Source organism: Sphingomonas mesophila (assembly GCF_003499275.1).
Classification (GTDB): Bacteria; Pseudomonadota; Alphaproteobacteria; order Sphingomonadales; family Sphingomonadaceae; genus Sphingomicrobium; species Sphingomicrobium mesophilum.
In genome coordinates this window covers 1,880,434-1,903,004 of the sequence record NZ_QWDF01000001.1, presented here as the reverse complement: position 1 = coordinate 1,903,004, position 22,571 = coordinate 1,880,434, and the positions used below count along the sequence as shown (strand labels likewise).

Below are 22,571 nucleotides of genomic sequence, written 5' to 3'. Positions count from 1 at the left end.
TTAGGCATTCGACAGCCGGAATCCTAGGGGCAGAAAGCCGGTAGCGAGCTCACCCGCGAGCGCTCGCCCGTCGACCCCTGCAGCCCGCATCGCGGCCAGCGTCGGCGCCTGGTCGCGCTTGGCCAGCCGCCGCCCGTCCTCGTGCAGCACTAGCGGATGGTGCAGATAGGTCGGCGCGGGCAGTCCCAGTAGCGCCTGCAGGAGCCGCTGCACCGTGGTCGAGGGCCGCAAGTCCTCGCCGCGCACCACCAGATCGACCCCGCTCGCCGCATCGTCCACGACGCACGCCAGATGGTAGGACGCCGGCGCGTCCTTTCGCGCCAGGATCGCATCGCCGACGTCTTTCGGATCGGCCGCAAACGCCGTGCCGTCGGCCTCGGTCCAGCCGCGCAGCCCAGCCCGCGCGATCGCCCGCGCCGAGTCGAGGCGCCAGCTATGCGGAACGGCTGATCGGCGATCGGGATCGTCCGGCAGGCCGCGGCAGGTGCCGGGATAATGCGCCCCGGCATCGCCGTGCGGCGCGGTCAGCGACGCGGCGATGTCGGCCCGCGTGCAGAAGCACGGGTAGACCAGCCCCGCCGCCCGCAGCTGCTCGAGCGCATCGGCATAGGCTGCGACGCGCTGCGACTGGACCAGCGGCTCGCCATCGACCTTGAGCCCCAGCCAGTCGAGGTCCTCCATAATCCCGTCGACGAACTCGGCGCGGCAGCGGCCCGGGTCGAGGTCCTCGATCCTCAGCAGCCATCGCTCCGCGCCCGATCGTCCGATCACCGCGGAGTAAGCATGGCCGAGATGCAGCCGCCCTGAGGGCGAGGGCGCGAAGCGGCTCGTGGTCACGCCCACGCAATCGCCTCTTGACGCGGATTCACCGTTCGATTCATCATGCTGTCATCGCGGGTTGGCATCCGCGGTGTGACAAGGGAAGACGGCCGCACCGGCCTCTCCTCCTTGCGTGCGACGGGGCCGGGGGAAGCTTGTGTTCGGCGGTGATCCGAACGGGAGCAACGCGCGCGTGTACCACCCCGATCTCCTCCGCCATCCCGACAGCTGCCCGGCGCTGGTGCTCAACGCCGACTACACGCCGCTGAGCTATTACCCGCTGAGCCTGTGGCCATGGCAGACCGCGGTCAAGGCGATGTTCCTCGAACGCGTCGACGTCGTCGCCCATTACGACCGCGAGGTCCATTCGCCGAGCCAGGCGCTCAAGCTGCCGAGCGTCATCGCGCTGCGCCAATTCGTCCGGCCCAACGAATATCCGGCGTTCACGCGCTTCAACCTGTTCCTGCGCGACCGCTTCCGCTGCGTCTATTGCGCAAGCCCGAAGGAACTCACCTTCGACCACGTCATCCCCCGCGCCCAGGGCGGTCGCACGACGTGGGAGAATGTCGCCACCGCCTGCGCTCCGTGCAATCTCAAGAAGGGTGGGCGGACCCCACGCCAGGCCGGCATGCACATCCACCGCGAACCGATCCGCCCGACCAGCTGGCAACTCCAGGACCACGGCAAGAGCTTCCCGCCCAATTACCTCCACGCCAGCTGGCGCGACTACCTCTACTGGGACATCGAACTGGAGGCGTAGTTGCGCAGGTCGGCGCCGATCTCCGCATCCGCGAGCCCGAGCGCGAGGTTGGCGGTCACGAATCCGAGCTTGGTCCCGCAATCATAGCGCACCGCGTCGACCGTAACCGCGTGGAACGGCTGGCGGCCGATCAGCCGCGCCATCGCGTCGGTGAGCTGGATTTCGCCGCCCGCGCCGGGTTCCTGCGCGTCGAGCACGCCCATCACCTCGGGTTGGAGGATGTAGCGGCCGATCACCGCCAGCGTCGACGGCGCCAATTCCGGCTTGGGCTTCTCGACCAGCCCTTTGACCTCGGTCCGGTTGCCGTCCCGCGCTCCGGGCGTGACGATGCCGTAGCTGGCGGTCTTGTCGCGCGGCACCTCGGCGGCGCAGACGATATTTCCGCCGACCTCATTGTATGCCGCGACCATCTGCTTGAGCGCGCCCGGCACCATCAAATCGTCGGGCAGCAGCACCGCGAACGGCTCGTCGCCGACCACATGCCGCGCGCACCATACCGCATGACCGAGCCCGAGCGGCCGTTGCTGGCGGACGGCGACGATCTCGCCATAATCGGTGCGCGAGGATTGCAGCGCGTCGAGGCTTTTGCCGGCCTTTTCCATCGTCGCCTCGAGCTCGAAGCTCATGTCGAAATAATCGACCAGCGATCCCTTGCCGCGGCCGGTGACGAAGATCAGCTGCTCGATCCCCGCCTCGCGCGCCTCGTCGACCGCATATTGGATCAGCGGCCGATCGACGATCGTCAGCATCTCCTTGGGCATGGTCTTGGTCGCTGGCAGCAGCCGGGTGCCGAGCCCGGCAACAGGAAACACCGCCTTGCGCACCGGCTTGACCGTCATTCGGGCTCTCCGACGCGGGTCGGCTGCTCGTCCTCGCCCTCGGCTTCCGCCGCCGGAGCCGGAGGCGACGCGCCGCCGTCGGGCGGGGGCAGGTCGAAGCGGTCGGCCTCGCGCGGTAGCGAACGGGTGACCAGCTCGTCGACCCGCTCGGGCGCGGCCATCACCGTCGGGCGAAGCAAATCCTCGGCGTCGGGCGTCACCTTGGCCAGCGCCGGCTTGACCGGAAGCGCCTGGCCGGCCGCCGGCTTGAGCGGCGCGACATCGCCGCACGCCGCAAGGAGCAGGGCAGGGACCAGTACAAGCGAACGCATCATCGTCTCCCGCGGGCTTCGCGTGCGGCCCGGACCGCTGCTGCTACAAGCTCCGGCGCAGTCCCGCCAGCCGATCGCCGCGCCGCGACCGACGATTCGACCGACAACAGGGGCAGCACGTCGGGGCCAATGCGCGGGTCGATCGCGCGCAGCTCGTCGATGGTCATCTCGTCGAGCGCCTTGCCCGCCGCGTCCGCCGCCGCAACCACGCGCCCGGCGATATGGTGCGCTTCGCGGAACGGCACGCCGGCCGCTACCGCCAGCCAGTCAGCAAGGTCGGTCGCCGTCGCATGACCGGCCGCCGCCGCCGCGCGCATCCGCTCGGGCACGAATTCCAGCTCGGCAACCATCCCGGCCATTGCCGCCAGGCTCAGCATCAGCAAATCGTGGGCGTCGAACAGCGGCGGCTTGTCGTCCTGCAAATCCTTGGCATAGGCCAGCGGCAGACCCTTCAGCAGCACCAGCAGCGCGACCAGATCGCCGACGATCCGCGCGCAATGCCCGCGCACCAGCTCGGCGGCGTCGGGATTGCGCTTGTTGGGCATGATTGAGCTTCCGGTCGACCAGCCGTCGGGCAGGTGGACGAAGCCGAATTGCGGTGACGCCCACAGCACGATCTCCTCCGCCAGCCGCGACAGATGGACCGAGGTCAGCGCCGCCGCATGAAGATAATCGACGACGAAATCGCGATCGCTGACGGAATCGATGCTGTTGGCGGTCGGCCGGTCGAAGCCGAGCGCCGCCGCGGTGGCGTCGCGGTCGATCGGGAAGCTGGTCCCGGCCAGTGCGGCGCTGCCCAGCGGGCATTCGTTAAGCCGCGCGCGGGCATCCCCGAAGCGGCTGCGGTCGCGCCCGAGCATCGCGACATAAGCCATCAGATGATGCCCGAGGGTCACCGGCTGGCCCGATTGAAGATGGGTAAAGCCGGGCATGATTGTCGCCGCATGCTCCTCGGCGCGGTCGAGCAGCGCGTCCTCCAGTGCGTCAATCGCGGCCAGCGCCTTGTCGATCGCCTCGCGCACGAACAGCTTGAAGTCGGTCGCAACCTGGTCGTTGCGCGAGCGCGCCGTATGCAGGCGCCCCGCTGCTTCGCCGATCAGCTCGCCGAGCCGGTGCTCGACATGCATGTGGATGTCCTCGAGTGCCTCGTCCTCGACCAACTGGCCGCCCGCGATCTCCGCCGCCACCGCATCGAGCCCGCGATCGATCGCCGCCGCGTCGTCCGCGCTTATGATCCCTTGCGCGCCGAGCATTGCGGCATGGGCCTTTGACGCGGCGATGTCCTGCCGCCATAGCCTCCGGTCGACGGCGATCGACGAATTGATCGCGCGCATCACCGCGGCCGGGCCGCCCGCAAAGCGCCCGCCCCACATCCGGTTGGAGTCGTTCGTGCGGCTGATCCTCGCTCTCCTCGCGCTCGGCGCGCTCACTGCCTGCGATAGGCAAAAGGCCGAGGCCCCTCAAGCCAATCAGGCCGCTCCGGCCGAGGCGGCGACGGGCGGGCCGGTCAAGGGCGTCGACCGGAGCAAGGCGGGCACGCCGGCACCCGCCGACGCCTTCCAGAATCCCGACGGCGGCCCGACCGATCTTGGCAAGTTCAAGGGCACGCCAGTGCTGGTCAATCTGTGGGCGACGTGGTGCGCGCCGTGCATCCGCGAGCTGCCGACATTGCAAAAGCTCGAGCAGCGCTACGCGGTCGATGGCGCGCTCGCGGTGATCGTCGTCAGCCAGGACATGTCGCCCAAGGCCAGCGTCGACGCCTTCCTCAAGAAGAAGGGCATCGCGCTGCGCTCCTATCTCGATCCGGAGATGAAGATGACCAGCGCGCTCGGCGTCGAAGTCATGCCGACCACCTTGCTCTACGACCGCGCGGGCAAGGAGGTGTGGCGCTACACCGGGGATCTCGACTGGAGCGGCCCCGAAGCGGCCAAGCTGCTGGCCGAGGCGAAATAGCGATCAGTCGCGCAGAAGCTCGTTGATCGAGGTCTTGCTGCGGGTGCGCTCGTCGACCCGCTTGACGATCACCGCGCAGGCCAGCCCCGGACCGCCGTTCTTGCCCGGAAGCGTGCCCGGCACGACCACCGAATAGGCCGGCACCCGGCCGAAGTGGACTTCCCCCGAAGCCCGATCGACGATCTTGGTCGACGCGCCGAGGAACACGCCCATCGAGATCACCGCGCCGCGCTCGACCACCACTCCTTCGGCGACCTCGCTGCGCGCGCCGATGAAGCAATCGTCCTCGATGATCACCGGCCCGGCCTGCAGCGGTTCGAGCACGCCGCCGATCCCCGTCCCGCCCGAGATGTGGACGTTGCGGCCGATCTGCGCGCAGCTGCCGACCGTCGCCCAGGTGTCGACCATCGTCCCCTCGCCGACATAAGCGCCGATGTTGACGAAGCTCGGCATCAGCACCGCGCCCGGCGCGATGTAGGCGCCGCGGCGGACGATTGCTCCGGGCACCGCCCGAAAGCCCGCCGCCTGGAACTGGCTCGAATCCCAGCCGAGGAACTTGCTGTCGACCTTGTCCCACCATTGCGCCCCGCCCGGCCCGCCGGAAATCGCCGCCATCGGATTGAGCCGGAAGCTCAGCAGCACTGCTTTCTTGAGCCACTGGTTGACCCGCCAGCCGTCCCCGTCGGGCTCGGCCACGCGAGCCGCGCCCGAATCGAGGCTGGCGATCGCCCGTTCGACCGCCGAGCGCACTTCCGAGTCAGCGCCCGTGAGCGAATCGCGTCGGTCCCACGCCGAATCGATGATGGTCTGCAGCTGCTCGCTCATGCCGGTTGTTCCTCGAGAATGTAGTGAAGCCATTCGGTCAGATCGCCGATGACATGGTCGATCGCGTCCGGATCGGCGTCATGATCGCCGTGATCCGATCCATTATCGAGCCATATCGTCGTCATCCCGAGCGCCTTGGCCGGTTTCAGATTCTTCGCCATGTCCTCGACCAGCGCCGCGCGCGTGGGATCGATCCCGAACCGCTCGATCAGCAGCCGATAGCCGTGGGCGTCGGGCTTGGGCAGGAAGTCGCACGCCGCGATGTCGACCAGCCCATGGAAATGGTCGCCGATGCCGATCGCCGCCAGCACCCGTGCCGCATAGGGCTCATGGCCGTTGGTGAACACGAACTTGCGCCCCGGCAGCCGCTCCAGCGCGGCGCCGAGCCGCTCGTCGCGCGCGATCCGCTCCAGCGGAACGTCGTGCACGTCGTCGAGGAAATCGTGCGGATCGACCCCGTGATGCTCCATCATTCCCTTGAGCGTCGTGCCGTGGTCGCGGAAATATTGCTTCTGCACGCGGCGCGCCTCGCTGGGATCGCAGCCCAGCGTCCGCGCCACGAACGCGCTCATTCGCTCGTCGATCAGATCGAACAGTCGCGCCGACGCGGGATAGAGCGTATTGTCGAGGTCGAAGATCCACTCGTCGACGTGGCGAAGGGATGCAAGCATTGCCGGCGCGCCTAGCCCAAATCCGTTCTTCATCAAAATGAAAGGATTTGTTAGGCATATTGAGGCCAAGAAAGCCATGTAATTTAAATGGCTTAGAGCGAGGGGTCCGAAAAGATGGGCAGATTGCTGGGCAGCGCGAGCGCGCTGGCGGTCATGATGACGCTGGCTGCGTGCGGCGGTGGCGGCGGGGGCGGCGGTGGCGGCTCGCCCATCAACTCGACTCCTGCGCCGCCTCCGGCACCGAGCCCCGCTCCCACGCCCACGCCTACGCCCACTCCGACCCCTACGCCCGCGCCGACTCCGCCGCCGCCGGTGCCGGGGCCGATCATCTTCACGAGCGAGTTCTACGCGTCGAACGCGGTCAACTCGTCGAAGGCGGTCGGGGCCTATCAGGCCGGTGCGACCGGCGCCGGAGTGAAGGTCGGCGTGGTCGATTCGGGGATCAATCCCAACCTTGCCGAATTTGCGGGCCGGATCGATCCCGGCTCGGCCGATGTCGCCGGAACCCGCGGCGTCAGCGATGTCGACGGACACGGCACGGCCGTTTCGGCGGTCATCGCCGCGGCGAAAAATGACGCCGGGATGCACGGCGTCGCTTATGGCGCGACCATCATCTCGGCCCGGACCGATGATCCCGGCTCGTGCGGGACCGAGGACGACTGTGCGTTCTACGAAAGCGATATCGCGGCGGGCATCGATCTCGCCCGGCTCAACGGGGCACGGGTCATCAATCTCTCGCTCGGCGGCAGCGCGCCGAGCAGCGGCCTGCTCGCGGCGATGGGCCGGGCGGTCAATGCCGGCATTGTGCTGGTGATCGCCGCCGGCAACGACGGGGACAAGCCCGAGGGCGTCAATCCCGACGGGTTCGGCCTCGTCCCGGCGCAGGCCTTCCCCGGCAAGGTGATCATCGCCGGCTCGACCGGAACCGCGGCCAACGCCGCGCTCATTTCCGATTTTTCCAACCGCGCCGGCAGCGGGTCGGCCTATTATCTAACCGCGCTGGGCTATCGCGTGCGCACCGTCAATCACAATGGCGACGCCGTGCTGTACAGCGGCACCAGCCTTGCGGCTCCGGTCATCAGCGGCGCCGTCGCGCTGCTCGCGCAAGCGTTCCCGAACCTTACCGGCCAGCAAATCATCGAGATCCTGTTCAAGTCGGCCGACGACCTCGGCGCACCCGGAATCGACTCGGTGTACGGCCGCGGCGGTCTCAACATCACGCGTGCCTTCCAGCCGATCGGGACGACCAGCCTGGCCGGGTCGGCGATCCCGGTCGGGGCGGATACCGGCGGCGATCTTCCTGCCGCCTCAGGCGACAGCGGCGACGATCCCGACGGCAAGCTCGGCGCGATCATTCTCGACGGCTATTCGCGCGCCTTCACCATGAACCTCGCTGCCGGCCTGCGCCGCGCCGAGGCCAGCCGGCCGCTCAACCGCGCGCTTTCCGGCGATGTTCGCACCAGCGCAGTCAGCGCCGGGCCGCTCAGCGTCGCGATGAGCGTCTCGGAGCGCAAGGACGTCGGCGGGGTGTTCGATGTCGCCGCGCTTGGCATCGGCCCCAACGACGCGGCCAGGGCCAAGCTCGTTGCCGCCAGCGCAATCGCCCGGCTCGACCGCAAGACTGCCGTCGCCTTCGGCTTCTCCGAGGGAGCCAAGGCGATCGAGCGGCGGCTGTCGGGCGCCGAGGCCGGTGCCTTCCTGATCGCGCGCGACGTCGCTGGGGAGCCCGGTTTCGCCGCCAAGCGCGGCGCGAGCATCGCCGTCCGCCGCAACCTCGGCCCGGTCAACCTCACCGTGTCCGGCGAGGAAGGCGAAGTCTGGCAGGATCGGCCGACCGCCGCCACCGGCGCGCCCTATCGCTGGGCGTCCGCCTCGGTCGACAAGCAGTTTGGCAACAGCTGGGCTTCGCTCAGCCTGTCGCGTCTCGACGAGAAGCACACCCTCCTCGGTGGCCAGCTCGGCCCGGCGCTCGGTGGAAGCGGCGGCTCGACCTCGACCTTCGTCGATCTCGAGCTCCGCCACCGCTTCGGCGCCGGCTTCTCGGCCGCTGCAAGCGCGCGGCGCGGCTGGACGAGCTTCGGCGGCGGCAGCTTCCAGAGCGCCGCTTATGCGCTCGATTTCGCCAAGGACGGGCTGTTCGGCCGTTCGGATCGGCTAGGCCTTCGCGTTTCTCAGCCGCTTCGGATCGACCAGGGCGGCTTCGCGCTGATGCTCCCGACCGCCTACGACTATGCGACCGGCAGCGCGACCAACTCGCTGAGCCGCTTCTCGCTGTCGCCAAGCGGTCGCGAGATCGACGGCGAGCTGAGCTACTCCGCCGCGCTCGGCATGGGCTGGCTCAGCGGCAACCTCTATTACCGCCACCAGCCGGACCACCGCGCCAATGCCGACGCCGATATCGGTGCCGCGCTGCGCTACTCGCTGCGGTTCTAGGACGCGCCCGAAGGGCTAGACGGTAAAGCTTTCGCCACACCCGCACGCGCCCTTGGCGTTGGGGTTGGCGAAGGTGAAGCCGGCGGCGAAGTCGTCCTCGACCCAGTCCATCGTCGACCCGATCAGATAGAGGATCGACCCGCCGTCGACGAAGAAGGTCCCGCCCGGAGTCTCGATCCGCTCGTCCATCGCGTTCGCTTCGGTGACATAGTCGACCGAATAGGCCAGCCCCGAACAGCCGCGCCGCGGAGTTGACAGCTTGACTCCGATCGCTCCCTCCGGCGCACGCGCCATCAGCGCCGCGATCCGGGCTTCAGCCGCGGGCGTCAGCGTAATTGCGGCGGGCCTCACTCGGGCTGGCTTGTTCATAGCATCCCCAACTCCAGGCGGGCTTCGTCGCTCATCTTCGACGGGTCCCACGGCGGGTCCCACACCAATTTAACCTCGGCGTCGCGAATGCCCGGAACGCTCAGCACGCGCATCTCGACCTCGGCCGGCATGCTCTCGGCGACCGGGCAATTGGGCGTCGTCAGGGTCATCGTCACCACCGCGTCGCCGTCGCCGTCGACTGCGACGTCATAGATCAGCCCGAGCTCGTAGATGTCGACCGGGATTTCGGGGTCGTAGATTGATTTCAGCGCCTCGATCACCGCCAGCTGCAACGCGCCGCCCGGCTCGCTCGGGTCGGGCGCGGGCTTCTGCTCGGCGAGGAAACCGGCGAGATAGTCGCGCTTGCGCTCCACTTCCGGGCTCAGCCGCGCGCGCGGCGGCGGCTCGACCGAATCGACGATTTCGACGCGAATGTCCTTTTCCTCGTTCATGCCGCGAAAATTCGCTTCACCTTGTCGATCCCGCGCACCAGCGCGTCGATGTCGCTTCTGTCGCTGTGCGCGGCGAAGCTCGCCCGCGCCGTGGCAGGAACGCCGAGATGGTCCATCAGCGGCTGCGCGCAATGGTGACCGGCGCGGATCGCGACTCCGGCGTCGTCGAGGATCGTGCCGATGTCGTGCGGATGCACGCCGTCGATTGCGAAGCTGACGATTCCGGCGCTGTCTTCCGGCCCGAACAGGGTCACGCCGTCGATCGCCCGCAACGCGTCGCGGCACTCGCGCACCAGCGCGGTCTCGTGCGCGTGGAGCGCGTCCAGTCCAATGCCGTTCACCCAGTCGATCGCCGCGTGAAGCCCGATCGCGCCGACGATGTGCGGCGTCCCCGCCTCGAACCGCGCCGGCGCCTCGAGAAAGGTCGAACCTTCGAACGTCACCCGGTCGACCATAGCCCCGCCGCCCTCATACGGCGGCATTTGCGCGAGCAATTCGCCCTTGCCCCACAGCACGCCGATCCCGGTCGGGCCGTACAATTTGTGTCCGCTGTACGCATAGAAATCGCAGTCGATCGCGGCGACGTCGACCTCCATCCGCGGCGCCGCCTGGCACCCGTCGAGCAGCAACTTCGCGCCCACCTTGTGCGCAATCTCCGCCGCCCGCCGCGCGTCGAGCACCGATCCGAGCACGTTCGAGACATGCGCGAAGGCGACGAACGCGTGGGTCTCGTCCGCCATGCGCTCGGCCGCATCGAGGTCGATCTCGCCGTCGCCGGTCAGCGGCACGACGTCGATGGCGTATCCCGCAAGCTGCCACGGCACGATATTGCTGTGATGCTCGAGCTGACTCAGCAGCACGCGATTCCGGCCGTCGCGCGGGGCGCAGTGCGCGACGAGGTTGATCGCCTCGGTCGCGCCGCGGGTGAAAATCGTTTCCTCGGCCGTGCCGCCGATCAGCGCCGCCGCCGCGCCGCGCGCCGCCTCGAAGCTGCGGGTCATCGTCGCCGAGCGCTCGTATACTCCGCGGTGCACCGTCGCATAGTCGCGGCCATAGGCGTTGGCGATCGCCTCGATCACCGCTCGCGGCTTCTGCGCCGTCGCCGCGCTGTCGAGATAATGCCACCCCGCAATCGCCGGAAACTGCTCGCGCACATTCAGCCCCTCCCCCCTGGGGGAGGTGGCGCGAAGCGCCGGAGGGGGCATGATGTTCAAGCCGCCACCTCGCGCAACGCATCCCGCGCCGCGACCGCGATCGCGCTGTCCGCGCCAAGCGCATCCCACAGCCCGCCGACGAACCCTTCGAGCAGCAACGCTTTCGCGACCGCCGGCGGCAATCCGCGCGCGGCGGCATAGAACAATTGCTCCGCATCCAACTCGCCGACTGTCGCACCGTGCGCGCACTTCACGTCGTCGGCGTAGATCTCGAGCTCGGGCTTAGCATTGGCGCTCGCCCCGCGATCGAGCAGCATCGCCTTGACCGATTGCACTGCGTCGGTGCGCTGCGCCCCGCGCGCCACCGCGATCTTGCCCTGGTAGCTGCCGGTCGCGCGTCCGCCGAGCACGCTGCGCACGCTCTGGCGCGACGTCGCGTCGGGCTCGGCGTGGCGCACGATGGTAACGATATCGAGCGTCGCCGAGCCGCCGCCGATCATCGCCGCATCCATCTGGAAATCCGCCCCCGCGCCGAGCGTCACGTCAAGCTCGAGCCGCGCGTAACGCGGCGCCGAGAGCAGTGCGAACACCCGCGCCGAAGCCTTATCGCCGACAACCATCGCGAGCCGCCGAACATCGATCTCGTCACCGCCCGGAAGCCAGATTTGCTGCAGCTTTTGCTGCGCAGCAATTTCGATATGTTCGGGCGCCGCAAGCGAGCTCCACACCTCGCCCAGAGCGTCGGTGTCGGCATAGCGATACGATTCCAGCTTGCGGGTCGGCAGAGCGGTCACGCGGCCACCTCGGCATAGCCTTCGCGCTCGAGTTCGTGCGCCAGTTCCGGCCCGCCCGAGCGCACGATCCGCCCCCTGCTCAGCACATGCACGCGGTCCGGCCGGACGTAATCGAGCAGCCGCTGATAGTGAGTGATCAGCAGCACCGACTTGTCGGGACTACGCATGATCGCGTTGATGCCCGCGCCGACGGCTTTCAGCGCATCGATGTCGAGCCCGCTGTCGGTTTCGTCGAGGATCGCGAGCTTAGGCGCCATGATCCCCATCTGCACCATTTCCGCGCGCTTCTTCTCGCCGCCCGAGAAGCCGACATTGACCGGCCGCTTGAGCATCTCGGCATCCATCCCCAGCACCGCCGCCTGCTCGCGCGCCAGCTTGATGAACGCCGCGCCCGAAAGCTCCGCCTCCCCCCGCGCCCGCTTCTGCGCATTCAGGCTCTCGCGCAGGAACTGCAGATACGACACGCCCGGAATCTCGACCGGATACTGGAACCCCAGGAACAGCCCCGCAGTCGCCCGCTCATGCGGCTCGAGTGAGAGCATGTCGGCGCCGTCGAACGCAGCCGATCCCTCGCTCACCTCATACCCCGGCCGCCCGCCGAGCACATACGCCAGCGTCGACTTGCCCGACCCGTTCGGCCCCATGATCGCATGCACCTCGCCCGCCGGCACGACGAGGTCGATGCCGCGCAGGATCGGCTTGTCCGCGACGGTCGCATGGAGGTTTTCAATGTTCAGCATTGTGATTTTCTAGTCCGGTGCGCCGTAACCTGCGGAAACGGAGTTCATCAATTACGAGCACAATTGGCGTGGCGTAGATAAATAGAATGATCCCGAACCACCCGATCACCTCTGCCACCCCCTTTTCGGTCTTCGGCAGATCAGGAACTGGAAGACCGTGTGATCGGAACCAGGCGGTTCCGACAAGGGTGGGCAGGCCCAGCGCCAGCCATGTGACAAGCATGATCCAGAATCGGCGCTCGCGCCTCACCCGACACTCCCCTCAAGGCTGATCCCCAGCAATTTCTGCGCTTCGACCGCGAACTCCATCGGCAGCTGCTTCAACACCTCGCGCGCGAAGCCGTTGACGATCAGCGCCACCGCGCCTTCCGCGTCCAGCCCGCGCTGCATCGCGTAGAACAATTGGTCGTCCGAAATCTTCGAGGTCGTCGCCTCGTGCTCGATCGTTGCGGTCGGGTTCTTGACCTCGATATAGGGCACGGTGTGCGCGCCGCAGTCCGATCCCAGCAGCAGCGAATCGCACTGGGTGAAATTGCGCACCCCGTCGGCGCCGGGCAGCACGCGCACCAGCCCGCGATAGGTGTTGTCGCTGCGCCCCGCCGAAATGCCCTTCGACACGATGGTCGAGCGCGAGCGCGGGCCGATGTGGACCATCTTCGTTCCGGTGTCGGCCTGCTGGCGGTTGTTGGTCAGCGCGACCGAATAGAATTCGCCGACGCTCTCCGCGCCCTTCAAGATGCAGCTCGGATATTTCCAGGTGATCGCGCTGCCGGTCTCGACCTGGGTCCAGCTGACCTTCGACCGGTCGCCGCTGCACAAGGCGCGCTTGGTGACGAAGTTGAAGATGCCCCCCTTGCCGTCCGCATCGCCCGGATACCAATTCTGGACGGTCGAGTATTTCACCTCGGCATCCGCGTGCGCGAAGATCTCGACCACCGCCGCGTGCAGCTGGTTCTCGTCGCGCATCGGCGCGGTGCAGCCTTCGAGGTAGGAGACGTAGCTGCCCTTGTCGGCGACGATCAAAGTCCGCTCGAACTGGCCGGTGTTCTGCGCATTGATGCGGAAATAGGTGCTCAATTCCATCGGGCAGCGCACGCCCTCGGGGATGTAGACGAACGTCCCGTCGGAGAAGACCGCGCTGTTGAGACACGCGAAATAATTGTCGCGCTGCGGCACCACGCTTCCGAGATATTTCCGAACGAGGTCCGGATATTCCCGCACCGCTTCGGAAATGGACAGGAAGATCACCCCGGCGCGCAACAGCTCCTCGCGGAAGGTCGTCGCCACGCTGACGCTGTCGAACACCGCGTCGACCGCCACCTTGCGCGCGCCCTCGACCCCGGCGAGCACCTTCTGCTCCTCGATCGGAATGCCGAGCTTCTCATAGGTCCGGCGGATCTCCGGATCGAGCTCGTCGAGAGACGCGATCGTCGGCTTGGCCTTGGGCTCGGCGTAATAATATGCGTCCTGGTAATCGATCTTCGGGATGTCGAGCTTGGCCCAGTCAACCTCCTCCATCTCGAGCCAGGCGCGGAACGCCTTGAGCCGCCACTCGAGCAGCCATTCCGGCTCGCCCTTCTTTGCCGAGATGAAGCGGACCGTGCTCTCGTTCAGCCCCTTGGGCGCGAACTCGCTCTCGACCTCGGAGACGAAGCCCCACTCATAGTCCTTGGCCAGCGCCTCGCGCGCCTCGGCATTGGGGAGAGGAAGCTGATCGTTCACTGCGCCAGCTCCATCAGCGACACCGCGCCGAGCGCGCCGCGCACCTTGGCGCCGACGATGCCCATGTGCGGCTTGACCCGGCAATGCGCGTCGAGCGCGCAGTCGGATACGGCTTCCGCGCCCTTGCACTGAGTCAGCGCGATCGGCCCTTCGACCGCCTCTACGATGTCGGCCAGGCTGATCTCGTTCGCCGGGCGCGCCAGCGCATAGCCGCCGCCCGCGCCGCGCTGGCCGGTCAGCAGGCCGTGCCGCGACAGCGACTGCATCAGCTTCTGCGCGGTCGGCAGCGGGACGCCGGTCTCGTCGGCGAGCTCGGTCGCCGACAGCCGAGCGCCGGCCTCGCGGCGCGCGGCCGCGGTCATCATCACGACCGCATAGTCGGCAAAATGGGTGAGTCGCATTTCGAAATCGGAGCTTTCCAGTCCGATTTAGGGCGCCGCCCTCCCAAAATCAATCGTCATTGCGAGCGAAGCGAAGCAATCCAGCTTCACGCATGCTGGATTGCTTCGTCGCTCGCGCTCCTCGCAATGACGGGCCTCAGGCCTTGGCGCCCGCCACCCACGCGTTCACATTCTCCTCGAGGATCGACAGCGGCACCGGGCCCGACTTCAGCACCACGTCGTGGAACGCCCGGATGTCGAACTTGTCGCCCAGCGCGGTTCGCGCCTTCTCGCGCAGCTCCATGATCTTCAACTTGCCGACCATGTAGGCGGTCGCCTGTCCGGGATAGACCACATAGCGCTCGACCTGGCTGACGATGTCGCCTTCCGCGACCGGCGTGTTGGCCTTGAACCAGTCGATCGCCTGCTGCCGGGTCCAGCGCTTGGAGTGAATGCCGGTGTCGACCACCAGCCGCCCGGCGCGCAGGATTTCCATGCTCAGCCGCCCGAAGTCCGCCATCGGGTCGGTGTAGAAGCCCATCTCCTTGCCCAATTCCTCGGTGTAGAGCCCCCAGCCTTCCGAATAGGCGGTGACCCCGCCGAAGCGGCGAAACGGCGGCACGTCGCCGAGCTGGGTCTGGATCGACAGCTGGAGGTGGTGGCCCGGGACGCCCTCGTGGAAGGCCAGCGCCTCGAGCTCGTTGAGGCTCATCGCCTTCAAATCGTAGAGATTGACGTAATAGACTCCCGGCCGCGACCCGTCCGGCGCCGGGCGCTGGTAGAACGCCTTGCCAGCGCTCTTCTCGCGGAACGGCTCGACCGGCTTCACCGTCAGCGGGTCCTTGGGCAAGGTCGCGAAGAATTCGGGCAGCTTGGCGGTCATCGCCTTCAGCGCCGCATCGGTCCGAGTCAGATATTCCTCGCGGGTCTTGGGAAAATAGTTCGGGTCGGTGCGGGCATGCTCGAAGAATTGCTGCATCGTGCCCTTGAAGCCGACCTTGCCCATGATGCTGCGCATCTCGTCCTGGATGCGCTTGGTTTCCCTCAGCCCGATGTCGTGGACCTGGTCGGCGGTGAGGTCGGTCGTGGTGTAGTTGGCGAGCAGCACATTGTAATAGTTCGCGCCGTCGGGAAGCCGCCAAATGCCGTCGTCGTTGCCGGCGATCGCCTGCTGGCGAACCATTTCGGCGCGCAGCCGGCGATAGGCCGGGGCGGCACTTCCGCGCCACGCCGCGGCGGCGTCGGCATTGAGCTTGGCCTTGTCCGCGGCGGGCAGGTCGAGCTTGGCGACCTTGCCCGCGAAGTCCTCCACGATCGGGTTCTTGGCCCCGCCCTTGAGCAGATTGTCGATGTCGGTGAGGACGTACGGATAGACCCATTTGGGCGGCATCACGCCCTTGTCGGCGCGCTCGCGCGAGATCGCGATCAGCTGGTCGAGCATCGGTGCAACCCGCCGGATGCGCGAGATATAGGCCTCCGCCTGGGCGCGGTCGGCGATCGAATGGATGTTGATCAGGAACGCCGGGATGTCGCTCTGCGCCCCGTTCATCTGGTCGAAGACATAGCCCAGGTGGCGATAGGGGAAGGACACCGCGCTGCGCTCGGCCATGCGGTCGAACAGGCGATAGGACAGCGCGTCCTGGCCCGACAATTGGTCCGGCTTGAACAGTCCGCGCATGGTCCGCGCTGCGGTCTGCAGCCGGTTCTGCGCGGCGACGTCGGCGGCGTCGCTGGCGTCGCTCCACAGCCCGTAATCCTCGTCGCGGATGCCGCGGTAGGATTTGCCCTCGGGCGAATATTCCAGGCCCGCCTTGTCATAGCCTTCGAACAAGGCGGCAAGCGCCGCATTCTTCTCAGATGCTGGCTGGGCCGCTTCGGGCGTCGCGGTCTGGGCGGCGGCAACGGCCGGCACGGCGGCGGCAAGCAGCAAGGCATAACGAAGCATGGTGATCCCCTCGGTCGAACGTGTTCGCGCGCGACCTTGCAGATTGCGTCGCGGCGGCTCAAGTGCTGCGCAGTGCAATTCGACGAACGGGGGCCGCATTGTATTCGCTGATCCGCCCGCTCGTCTTCCGGCTCGATGCCGAGGCCGCGCACCGGCTGACCATCGCGGCATTGAAGCGCACCCCGACCGGCCGCCCGCCGACCTTCCCGCCGTCGCTGACCACCAGCATCGCCGGGCTGGGCTTTCCGTCGCCGGTCGGGCTCGCCGCCGGCTTCGACAAGGACGCCGAGGCGTTCGCCCCTTTGCTCGGCCTCGGCTTCGGTTTCGTCGAGGTCGGCACGCTGACCCCGCTGCCCCAGACCGGCAATCCGCGCCCGCGCCTGTTCCGGCTCGCCGAGGACCGCGCGGTGATCAACCGCATGGGCTTCAACAATCGCGGCCAGGCCGATGCGTGTCGCCGCCTCGCCCGGCGCGACCGAAGCTGCGGCGTGGTCGGGGTCAACATCGGCGCCAACAAGGACTCGCCCGACCGCATCGCCGATTACGCCGCGGGCGTCCGGCGCATGGCCGGACACGCCGATTATCTCACCGTCAACATCTCCTCGCCCAACACGCCCGGCCTGCGCGACCTCCAGGCCGGCGGCGAACTCGCCGAGCTGCTCGCCGCGGTGCGCGACGCACGCGGGGCCGCCGGCCCGCCCGTCTTCCTCAAGGTCGCACCCGATCTGGAAATTGGCGATCACGAACGCATAGCCCGGGCCGCGCTCGACCATCGCATCGACGCCCTGATCGTCGCCAATACCACGCTCTCGCGCCCGCCGCTCCGCTCGCGCCACGCGCAGGAGACCGGCGGCCTGTCCGGCGCGCCGCTCGCTCCGATCGCGCTCGACCAGCTGCGCCGCTTCCGCGCCATCGTCGGCGGCGAGCTGCCGTTGATCTCGGCCGGCGGCATTGCCTCCGCCGGCGACGCGTGGCAACGCATTCGCGCCGGCGCCAGCCTGGTCCAGCTCTATTCGGCCCTGGTCTATGAAGGCCCCGGCCTTGCCCGCCGAATTGCCGCCGGACTCGCCGAAAGGCTTCAGCGCGAAGGCCTGTCGTCGATCGCCGACGCGGTCGGCGTCGACGCCTAGTCGCCGACCAGCACCACGCCCTCGCGGCGCGGGTCGAAGCCGCCGTCGATCCGCCCGCCCGACCGGATGATCACCCCGTGCACGCCGCTGTCCTCGCCCTGGCCCGGCTTCAGTTCGATGCCGCGCGCCCTCAGCCCCGCCAGCACCTCGGGCGAGAACTTGTCGATCTCGCCCTGGAACCGCTCACCGCGCGCGACAAGGTTGGGCAGCGCCAGCGCCGCTTGCATCGGCAGTCCCCAGTCGACCGCCGCGATCAGCGACTTGCCAACGAACGCCAGGATCGCATTGCCGCCCGCGCTCCCGATCGCCCCGGCGAACGCGCCGTCGCGGCCGACCAGGATCAGCGGCGTCATCGACGACCGCGGCCTTTTGCCCGGCGCCACCGCATTGGCTGCCGGCCGCCCGTCGGCGCCGACCGGGTCGAACGCGAAATCGGTCAGCTGGTTGTTGAGGAACATGCCGTCGACCATCCGCCCGCTGCCGAAGATCGACTCCACCGTCGCCGTCACTGACACCACGTCACCCGCCGCGTCACCCACGATGAAGTGAGTGGTGCCGACCGGCTCGCGGCTGCGGTCAGCGGGCAGGGCGGTCGCGCCCGCAGGCTGCCCGGCCGTGGGCACCGCCATCGCCCGCGGTCCGATCAAGCGGAAGCGCTGGTCGAGATAATTGTTCGCCAGCAGCCCCGCCACCGGCACGTCGACGAACGCCGGGTCGCCGACATATTGGTCGCGGTCGGCGTACATCAGCCGGCTTGCCTCGGCGAACAGGAACCACGCCTGCGGGTCGCCCGGGCCCAGCGCCGCAATGTCGCTGCGTTCGGTCAGGCCGAGCAGCATCAGCAGCCCGACCCCGCTCGACGGCGGCGGCGGAACGCACGCGCGATAGACCCGCCACGGCCGGCACAGCGCCGCGCGCTTGATCGCGCGATAGCCGGCCAGGTCGGCCATCGTCATGCTCCCGCCGAGCGGTCCGGCGCGGGTGCGCGCGACGATCCGCGCCGCCGTCTCCCCGCGATACATCGCCGCGATCCCGCCCCGCGCCAACCGGTCGAGGAACGCCGCATAGGCCGGGTTGCGCAGCCGGTCGCCGGCCTTGACCGCCGCCCCGCCGGGCCCTTGCGCGAAATAGGCGCGCACGTCGGGCGCCTCGTTCTGCGGGAATTTCCCGGCTACCATCCGCGCCAGCCGCGGGCTCACCACGAAGCCCTCCGCCGCGGTGCGCCGAGCATCGCCGAACAGCCCGCTCCACTCCAGCCGCCCATGCTCGCGGTGCGCCAGGTCGAGCGCGGCCAGCACGCCCGGCACCCCGGTCGCGCGCCCGCTGACCACCGCCGTGCCGAAGTCGAGCGGCTTGCCGTCGGGGCCGAGGAACATCGCCGCGCTGGCCTGTGCCGGCGCCGTCTCGCGCCCGTCGTAAACGCTGACCCGCCGGCTTTCACGGTCGTAATGGGTGATGAACGCGCCGCCCGCGAGCCCGCTCGATTGCGGCTCCACCAAACTCAGCATCGCCTCGACCGCGATCGCCGCGTCGACCGCGCTCCCGCCGCGCTTCAACACCGCCATCCCGGCCTCGGCGGCGAGCGGGTTGGCGGCGATCACGAACGGCTTGGCGCGCCCGCCCGGCGCCGGCGGCAACGTCGCGCAGGACGTCAGCAGCAGCAGCGGGATGAACAGGCCGATCAGGCGGCGAAGCGCGGTCATGCCTGCCGGTCTAGTCGGCCCCTTGCGCGCCTGTCCACCGCCCGCCCCGCTGGAAAGCCGCCGCGAACCTGCTTAACGAGGAACGACGCAAGCCAAGAGGATTGCCGTGGCCCGCACGCAGCTCGAACATTTCCCCAATCTCGTCACCATGTTCCTGACCCGCGCGCGCGAGCTCGGCGACAAGCCCTATCTGTGGGCGAAGAAGGACGGCGCCTGGCAATCCACCAGCTGGAGCGAGGCCGCGCGCCAGGTCGCCTCGCTCGCCGCCGGCCTCCAGCGCCTCGGCCTCAAGCCCGGCGACCGCGTCATGTTGGTCAGCGAGAACCGCCCCGAATGGCTGCTCGCCGATCTCGGCATCATGGCCGCCGGCTGCGTCACCGTCCCGACCTACACCACCAACACCACCCGCGATCACCAGCACGTGCTCGCCAATTCCGGCGCTTCGGCGGTGATCCTCTCGACCCAGAAGCTCGCCAGGGCTTTGCTCCCCGCGGTGCTGTTCGAAAGCGAATGCAAGCACGTCATCTCGATCGACGAGGTCATTTCCGGCCAGTCGTCCGAGATCGCCGAATTCCACTTCTGGAAGGATTTCGTCTCCGGCCCGGCCGACATCGGCGCGCTCGAAACCCGCATGGCCGGCGTCGGTCGCGGCGACCTCGCCTGCCTCATCTACACCAGCGGCACCGGCGGCGCGCCGCGCGGGGTGATGCAGCACCACGGCATGATCCTCCACAATTGCGAGGCATGCGTCGACGTCATCGCCAATGATTTCGGCTGGGACGAGGAGGTGTTCCTGTCCTTCCTCCCCGCCAGCCATGCCTACGAACATTCGGGCGGCCAGCATTTCCCGACCGCGCTGGGCGCGCAAATCTATTACGCCGAGAGCCTCGAAAAGCTCGCCGCCAACATCGAGGAAGTGCGGCCGACGATCATGGTCGTCGTCCCCCGCCTGTTCGAAATGCTGCGCGCGCGGATCATGAAGACCATCGAGAAGGAGGGCGGCCTCGCCGCCTATCTCCTGAAGCGCGCGCTGCAGATCGAGCACCGCCGCTATCTCGGCTCGTCGGTCGCCTGGGACGTGCCGATGGACGGCATCCTCTCCCTGACCCTGCGCAAGAAGGTCCGCGCCAAGTTCGGCGGCCGGACCAAGGCGATGGTCTCGGGCGGGGCACCGCTCAATCCCGAGGTCGGGCTGTTCTTCCAGGCGATGGGCATCACCCTGCTCCAGGGCTACGGCCAGACCGAGGCCGGGCCGGTGATCAGCTGCAACCGCCCGCGCGCCGGGGTGCGGATGGAAACGGTCGGCCCGCCGTTGCTCAACACCGAAGTCAGGATCGCCGAGGACGGTGAAATCCTCGTGCGCGGCGAGAACGTCATGCACGGCTATTGGCAGAACGAGGCGGAATCGCAGCGCGTCCTCAACGACGGCTGGCTCGCCACCGGCGACATCGGCCACCTCGACGCCAAGGGCCGGATCGTCATCACCGATCGCAAGAAGGACCTCATCGTCAACGACAAGGGCGACAATGTCTCCCCGCAGCGGGTCGAGGGCATGCTCACCCTCCAGCCCGAAATCCTCCAGGCGATGGTCTACGGCGACCGCCACCCCTATCTCGTCGGCCTGCTCGTGCCCGACCCCGACTATGCCCGCGGTCCCGATGTCGCCAAACAGCTCTCGGCGGCGGTCGACCGGGTCAACAAGGATTTGAGCGTGATCGAAAAGGTTCGCCGCTTCATCCTCGCCGACGAGCCGTTCAGCGTCGAGAACGAGATGCTGACGCCAAGCCTCAAGATCCGCCGCCACGTCATCCGCAAGGTCTACGGCGAGCGCCTCGACGGCCTCTACACGAAGTAAGCCTCCGCATTCTCGACTGGACGTCTCGACAAGCTCGACATCCGCTCGAACCGAACGGAATGGGTCAAACACTTAACCCGTTCGTGTCGAGCCAGCTTCGAGCGCAGTCGAGAAGCGCCGTCGAGACGCCCTACGGCGCCGAGCGGTACGGCACGAAGTCGCCCAGCGCGCAGCTGCCGATCGTGATTCCGCTGGTCATGTCGGTCACCGTCGCGATGTCGCCGCGGCACAATTGCGGGCCGATGTTGCGGGTCACCAGCGCATAGCTCTGGCTGCCCATGCCGTTGCACGCGCCCAGCGTGGTGTTGACGTAGGTCGTGCGCCCGTCGCGGAACAGCAGGGTCGTGTCGTCGATCTTTTCCATGTCGCGCGTGCGGTTGAGCGGAAGGCATTTCTCGGCCCGCCCGGCGGTCTTGCCGGCCAGCGCGCGCTCAAAGGTCGCCTGCGCCCGGTCGCTGCGCGCCGGCATCTCCCCGGCCGTCTCGCAGCCCGCCGCCACCAGCGCCGCCACTCCAACCATCGCGAGTCGCATCATCCGTCTCCTCGCCCCCTTATACGCCGGTCAGGCGAAATTGTCCTTGAGGCCGCGCAGCCGGGCGAACTCCGCGACGCTTGTCGCACGAACGAACGGATTGGTCGCGCGCTCCCGTTCGACCGTCGTCGGCAGCGTCATCTCGCCGCGCTCGCGCTGGCCGGCGACCCGCGCGAAGCGTTCGGCGATCGCCGCATCGTCGGGCAGGACGTGCGCCGCGAAGCGCGCATTGGCGAGCGTATATTCGTGCGCCGCGTAGAGCAAAGTGTGCTCCGGCAGCGCGGCGATCCGCTGAAGCGATCCGTGCATCTGCTCGGGCGTGCCCTCGAACAGGCGCCCGCAGCCCATCGCGAACATCGTGTCGCCGACGAACGCCAAGCCCTCGAACACGAACGCGATATGGCCCAGCGTATGGCCCGGCACCGCCCACACCGCCGCCTCATGCGCGCCGATGCGCACCGTATCCCCCTCGGCCAGCTCGACTTCGAGCCGGGGGATCCGCGCCCGCTCCGCGCCCGGGCCGTAGATCGTCGCCCCGGTCGCTTCCTTGACCATCAGATTGCCGCCGGTGTGGTCGGGGTGCCAATGGGTGTTGAGGATCGTGTCGATGGTCCAGCCCCGCGCCTCGGCCGCGCTCAAAACCGCCGCGCCGTCGCCCGGATCGACCACCGCCGTGCTGCCGCTGTCGGAATCGTGCGCCAGCCACAGATAATTGTCGGCGAACGCCGGGATCGCGACGATCTCCAGCGCCGTCACCAGCTGCCTTCGTTGGGCATCGACGCCCACGGCTCGGCCGGCGCCAGCGCGTCGCCCTTCTGGAGCAGTTCGATCGAGATCCCGTCTGGCGATTTGACGAACGCCATGCGACCGTCGCGCGGCGGCCGGTTGATGGTCACGCCGCCGTCCATCAGCCGTTGGCAATGGGCGTAAATGTCGTCGACCCGATAGGCGAGGTGGCCGAAATTGCGCCCGCCGCCATATTGCTCCGACGCACTGCCGTCCTCGGGCGGCCAATTATAGGTCAGCTCGACCTCGGCATCCTCGCCCGGCACGCCGAGAAAGATCAAGGTGAAGCGTCCGCCCGCATTGTCCATCCGCCGCCGCTCCTCGAGCCCGAGCAGCATGAAAAAGGCGACGCTCGCTTCCGGATCGTGCACTCGAAGCATGGCGTGGAGGAATTGCAT

General features: G+C 68.1%; 24 protein-coding genes. 5 read left to right on the top strand and 19 right to left on the bottom strand.

Annotated features, from left to right (window positions below; genetic code table 11):
- Entirely contained in the window at nt 1–837 is an 837-nt protein-coding gene (gene gluQRS, locus D0Z60_RS09500; RefSeq protein WP_240325601.1) for a tRNA glutamyl-Q(34) synthetase GluQRS, read from the bottom strand.
- Between the two features lie 175 nt (nt 838–1,012).
- Here gluQRS and D0Z60_RS09495 point away from each other — a divergent pair, with 175 nt between their 5' ends.
- Complete coding sequence (locus D0Z60_RS09495) at nt 1,013–1,579, top strand: HNH endonuclease (protein WP_118858535.1); 567 nt, start codon at nt 1,013–1,015, stop codon at nt 1,577–1,579.
- Here the strand turns inward: D0Z60_RS09495 and D0Z60_RS09490 are convergent.
- The 3 genes from D0Z60_RS09490 to argH are packed head-to-tail and all read right to left on the bottom strand — an operon-like array spanning nt 1,552 to nt 4,102.
- The gene (locus D0Z60_RS09490) at nt 1,552–2,418 is read right to left on the bottom strand and encodes a UTP--glucose-1-phosphate uridylyltransferase (protein WP_118858009.1); all 867 of its coding nucleotides are present in this window, start codon (nt 2,416–2,418) and stop codon (nt 1,552–1,554) included. The genes D0Z60_RS09495 and D0Z60_RS09490 overlap by 28 nt on opposite strands.
- Nucleotides 2,415–2,729, bottom strand: a complete 315-nt coding sequence (locus tag D0Z60_RS09485; protein ID WP_338056197.1) for a hypothetical protein — start codon at nt 2,727–2,729, stop codon at nt 2,415–2,417. Before D0Z60_RS09485 ends, D0Z60_RS09490 begins: the two co-directional genes overlap by 4 nt.
- The gene (gene argH / locus D0Z60_RS09480) at nt 2,729–4,102 is read right to left on the bottom strand and encodes an argininosuccinate lyase (protein ID WP_118858008.1); all 1,374 of its coding nucleotides are present in this window, start codon (nt 4,100–4,102) and stop codon (nt 2,729–2,731) included. Before argH ends, D0Z60_RS09485 begins: the two co-directional genes overlap by 1 nt.
- Before the next feature lie 16 nt (nt 4,103–4,118).
- On the opposite strand from argH, the gene D0Z60_RS09475 reads away from it, so the two are divergent.
- Entirely contained in the window at nt 4,119–4,682 is a 564-nt protein-coding gene (locus tag D0Z60_RS09475; RefSeq protein WP_338056196.1) for a TlpA family protein disulfide reductase, read from the top strand.
- A gap of 3 nt (nt 4,683–4,685) precedes the next feature.
- On the opposite strand, the gene dapD is transcribed toward D0Z60_RS09475, so the two are convergent.
- Together dapD and D0Z60_RS09465 are read right to left on the bottom strand one after the other, a co-directional pair.
- Nucleotides 4,686–5,507 (bottom strand): 2,3,4,5-tetrahydropyridine-2,6-dicarboxylate N-succinyltransferase, encoded by an 822-nt coding sequence (dapD, locus tag D0Z60_RS09470; RefSeq protein WP_118858006.1) that lies wholly within the window; start codon nt 5,505–5,507, stop codon nt 4,686–4,688.
- Nucleotides 5,504–6,178, bottom strand: a complete 675-nt coding sequence (locus D0Z60_RS09465; RefSeq protein ID WP_118858005.1) for a pyrimidine 5'-nucleotidase — start codon at nt 6,176–6,178, stop codon at nt 5,504–5,506. The genes dapD and D0Z60_RS09465 overlap by 4 nt, the downstream gene beginning before the upstream one ends.
- Nucleotides 6,179–6,292: 114 nt before the next feature.
- Between D0Z60_RS09465 and D0Z60_RS09460 the strand changes: the two genes are divergently transcribed.
- Nucleotides 6,293–8,611, top strand: a complete 2,319-nt coding sequence (locus tag D0Z60_RS09460; RefSeq protein WP_118858004.1) for a S8 family peptidase — start codon at nt 6,293–6,295, stop codon at nt 8,609–8,611.
- A gap of 15 nt (nt 8,612–8,626) precedes the next feature.
- Here the strand turns inward: D0Z60_RS09460 and D0Z60_RS09455 are convergent, their stop codons facing one another.
- The 9 genes from D0Z60_RS09455 to D0Z60_RS09420 form a co-directional block, all read right to left on the bottom strand.
- The gene (locus tag D0Z60_RS09455; RefSeq protein WP_118858003.1) at nt 8,627–8,980 is read right to left on the bottom strand and encodes a HesB/IscA family protein; all 354 of its coding nucleotides are present in this window, start codon (nt 8,978–8,980) and stop codon (nt 8,627–8,629) included.
- Nucleotides 8,977–9,432 carry an SUF system Fe-S cluster assembly protein gene (locus D0Z60_RS09450; RefSeq protein WP_118858002.1) on the bottom strand — a complete coding sequence of 152 codons (456 nt, stop codon included), beginning with the start codon at nt 9,430–9,432 and terminating at the stop codon, nt 8,977–8,979. Before D0Z60_RS09450 ends, D0Z60_RS09455 begins: the two co-directional genes overlap by 4 nt.
- The gene (locus D0Z60_RS09445; protein ID WP_118858001.1) at nt 9,429–10,637 is read right to left on the bottom strand and encodes a cysteine desulfurase; all 1,209 of its coding nucleotides are present in this window, start codon (nt 10,635–10,637) and stop codon (nt 9,429–9,431) included. The genes D0Z60_RS09450 and D0Z60_RS09445 overlap by 4 nt, the downstream gene beginning before the upstream one ends.
- Nucleotides 10,638–10,642: 5 nt before the next feature.
- Entirely contained in the window at nt 10,643–11,380 is a 738-nt protein-coding gene (locus D0Z60_RS09440; RefSeq protein ID WP_118858000.1) for a SufD family Fe-S cluster assembly protein, read from the bottom strand.
- Entirely contained in the window at nt 11,377–12,120 is a 744-nt protein-coding gene (gene sufC / locus D0Z60_RS09435) for a Fe-S cluster assembly ATPase SufC (protein ID WP_118857999.1), read from the bottom strand. Before sufC ends, D0Z60_RS09440 begins: the two co-directional genes overlap by 4 nt.
- Entirely contained in the window at nt 12,107–12,370 is a 264-nt protein-coding gene (locus D0Z60_RS11755; protein ID WP_162888184.1) for a hypothetical protein, read from the bottom strand. The genes sufC and D0Z60_RS11755 overlap by 14 nt, the downstream gene beginning before the upstream one ends.
- Complete coding sequence (sufB, locus tag D0Z60_RS09430; protein WP_118857998.1) at nt 12,367–13,842, bottom strand: Fe-S cluster assembly protein SufB; 1,476 nt, start codon at nt 13,840–13,842, stop codon at nt 12,367–12,369. The genes D0Z60_RS11755 and sufB overlap by 4 nt, the downstream gene beginning before the upstream one ends.
- On the bottom strand, nt 13,839–14,243 hold the full coding sequence (locus D0Z60_RS09425; protein WP_118857997.1) for an SUF system Fe-S cluster assembly regulator: 405 nt from the start codon (nt 14,241–14,243) through the stop codon (nt 13,839–13,841). Before D0Z60_RS09425 ends, sufB begins: the two co-directional genes overlap by 4 nt.
- A 136-nt stretch (nt 14,244–14,379) precedes the next feature.
- Nucleotides 14,380–16,167, bottom strand: coding sequence for a DUF885 domain-containing protein (locus D0Z60_RS09420; protein WP_118857996.1), 1,788 nt, complete (start codon nt 16,165–16,167; stop codon nt 14,380–14,382).
- 98 nt (nt 16,168–16,265) lie between these two features.
- Here D0Z60_RS09420 and D0Z60_RS09415 point away from each other — a divergent pair, with 98 nt between their 5' ends.
- Nucleotides 16,266–17,297, top strand: a complete 1,032-nt coding sequence (locus D0Z60_RS09415) for a quinone-dependent dihydroorotate dehydrogenase (protein WP_118857995.1) — start codon at nt 16,266–16,268, stop codon at nt 17,295–17,297.
- Here D0Z60_RS09415 and D0Z60_RS09410 read toward each other — a convergent pair.
- Nucleotides 17,294–19,000, bottom strand: a complete 1,707-nt coding sequence (locus tag D0Z60_RS09410) for a gamma-glutamyltransferase family protein (protein ID WP_118857994.1) — start codon at nt 18,998–19,000, stop codon at nt 17,294–17,296. The genes D0Z60_RS09415 and D0Z60_RS09410 overlap by 4 nt on opposite strands.
- Nucleotides 19,001–19,148: 148 nt before the next feature.
- Between D0Z60_RS09410 and D0Z60_RS09405 the strand changes: the two genes are divergently transcribed.
- Nucleotides 19,149–20,855 (top strand): AMP-dependent synthetase/ligase, encoded by a 1,707-nt coding sequence (locus tag D0Z60_RS09405; protein WP_118858534.1) that lies wholly within the window; start codon nt 19,149–19,151, stop codon nt 20,853–20,855.
- 130 nt (nt 20,856–20,985) lie between these two features.
- Here D0Z60_RS09405 and D0Z60_RS09400 read toward each other — a convergent pair whose 3' ends face one another.
- From D0Z60_RS09400 to D0Z60_RS09390, 3 genes are read right to left on the bottom strand one after another with little or no spacing between them, the layout of a single operon-like run.
- Nucleotides 20,986–21,390, bottom strand: a complete 405-nt coding sequence (locus tag D0Z60_RS09400; protein ID WP_118857993.1) for a hypothetical protein — start codon at nt 21,388–21,390, stop codon at nt 20,986–20,988.
- Nucleotides 21,391–21,417: 27 nt separating this feature from the next.
- Complete coding sequence (gene gloB, locus D0Z60_RS09395; protein WP_118857992.1) at nt 21,418–22,143, bottom strand: hydroxyacylglutathione hydrolase; 726 nt, start codon at nt 22,141–22,143, stop codon at nt 21,418–21,420.
- A complete protein-coding gene (locus D0Z60_RS09390) occupies nt 22,140–22,571 on the bottom strand; it encodes a VOC family protein (protein WP_118857991.1) in 432 nt (143 codons plus the stop codon). The genes gloB and D0Z60_RS09390 overlap by 4 nt, the downstream gene beginning before the upstream one ends.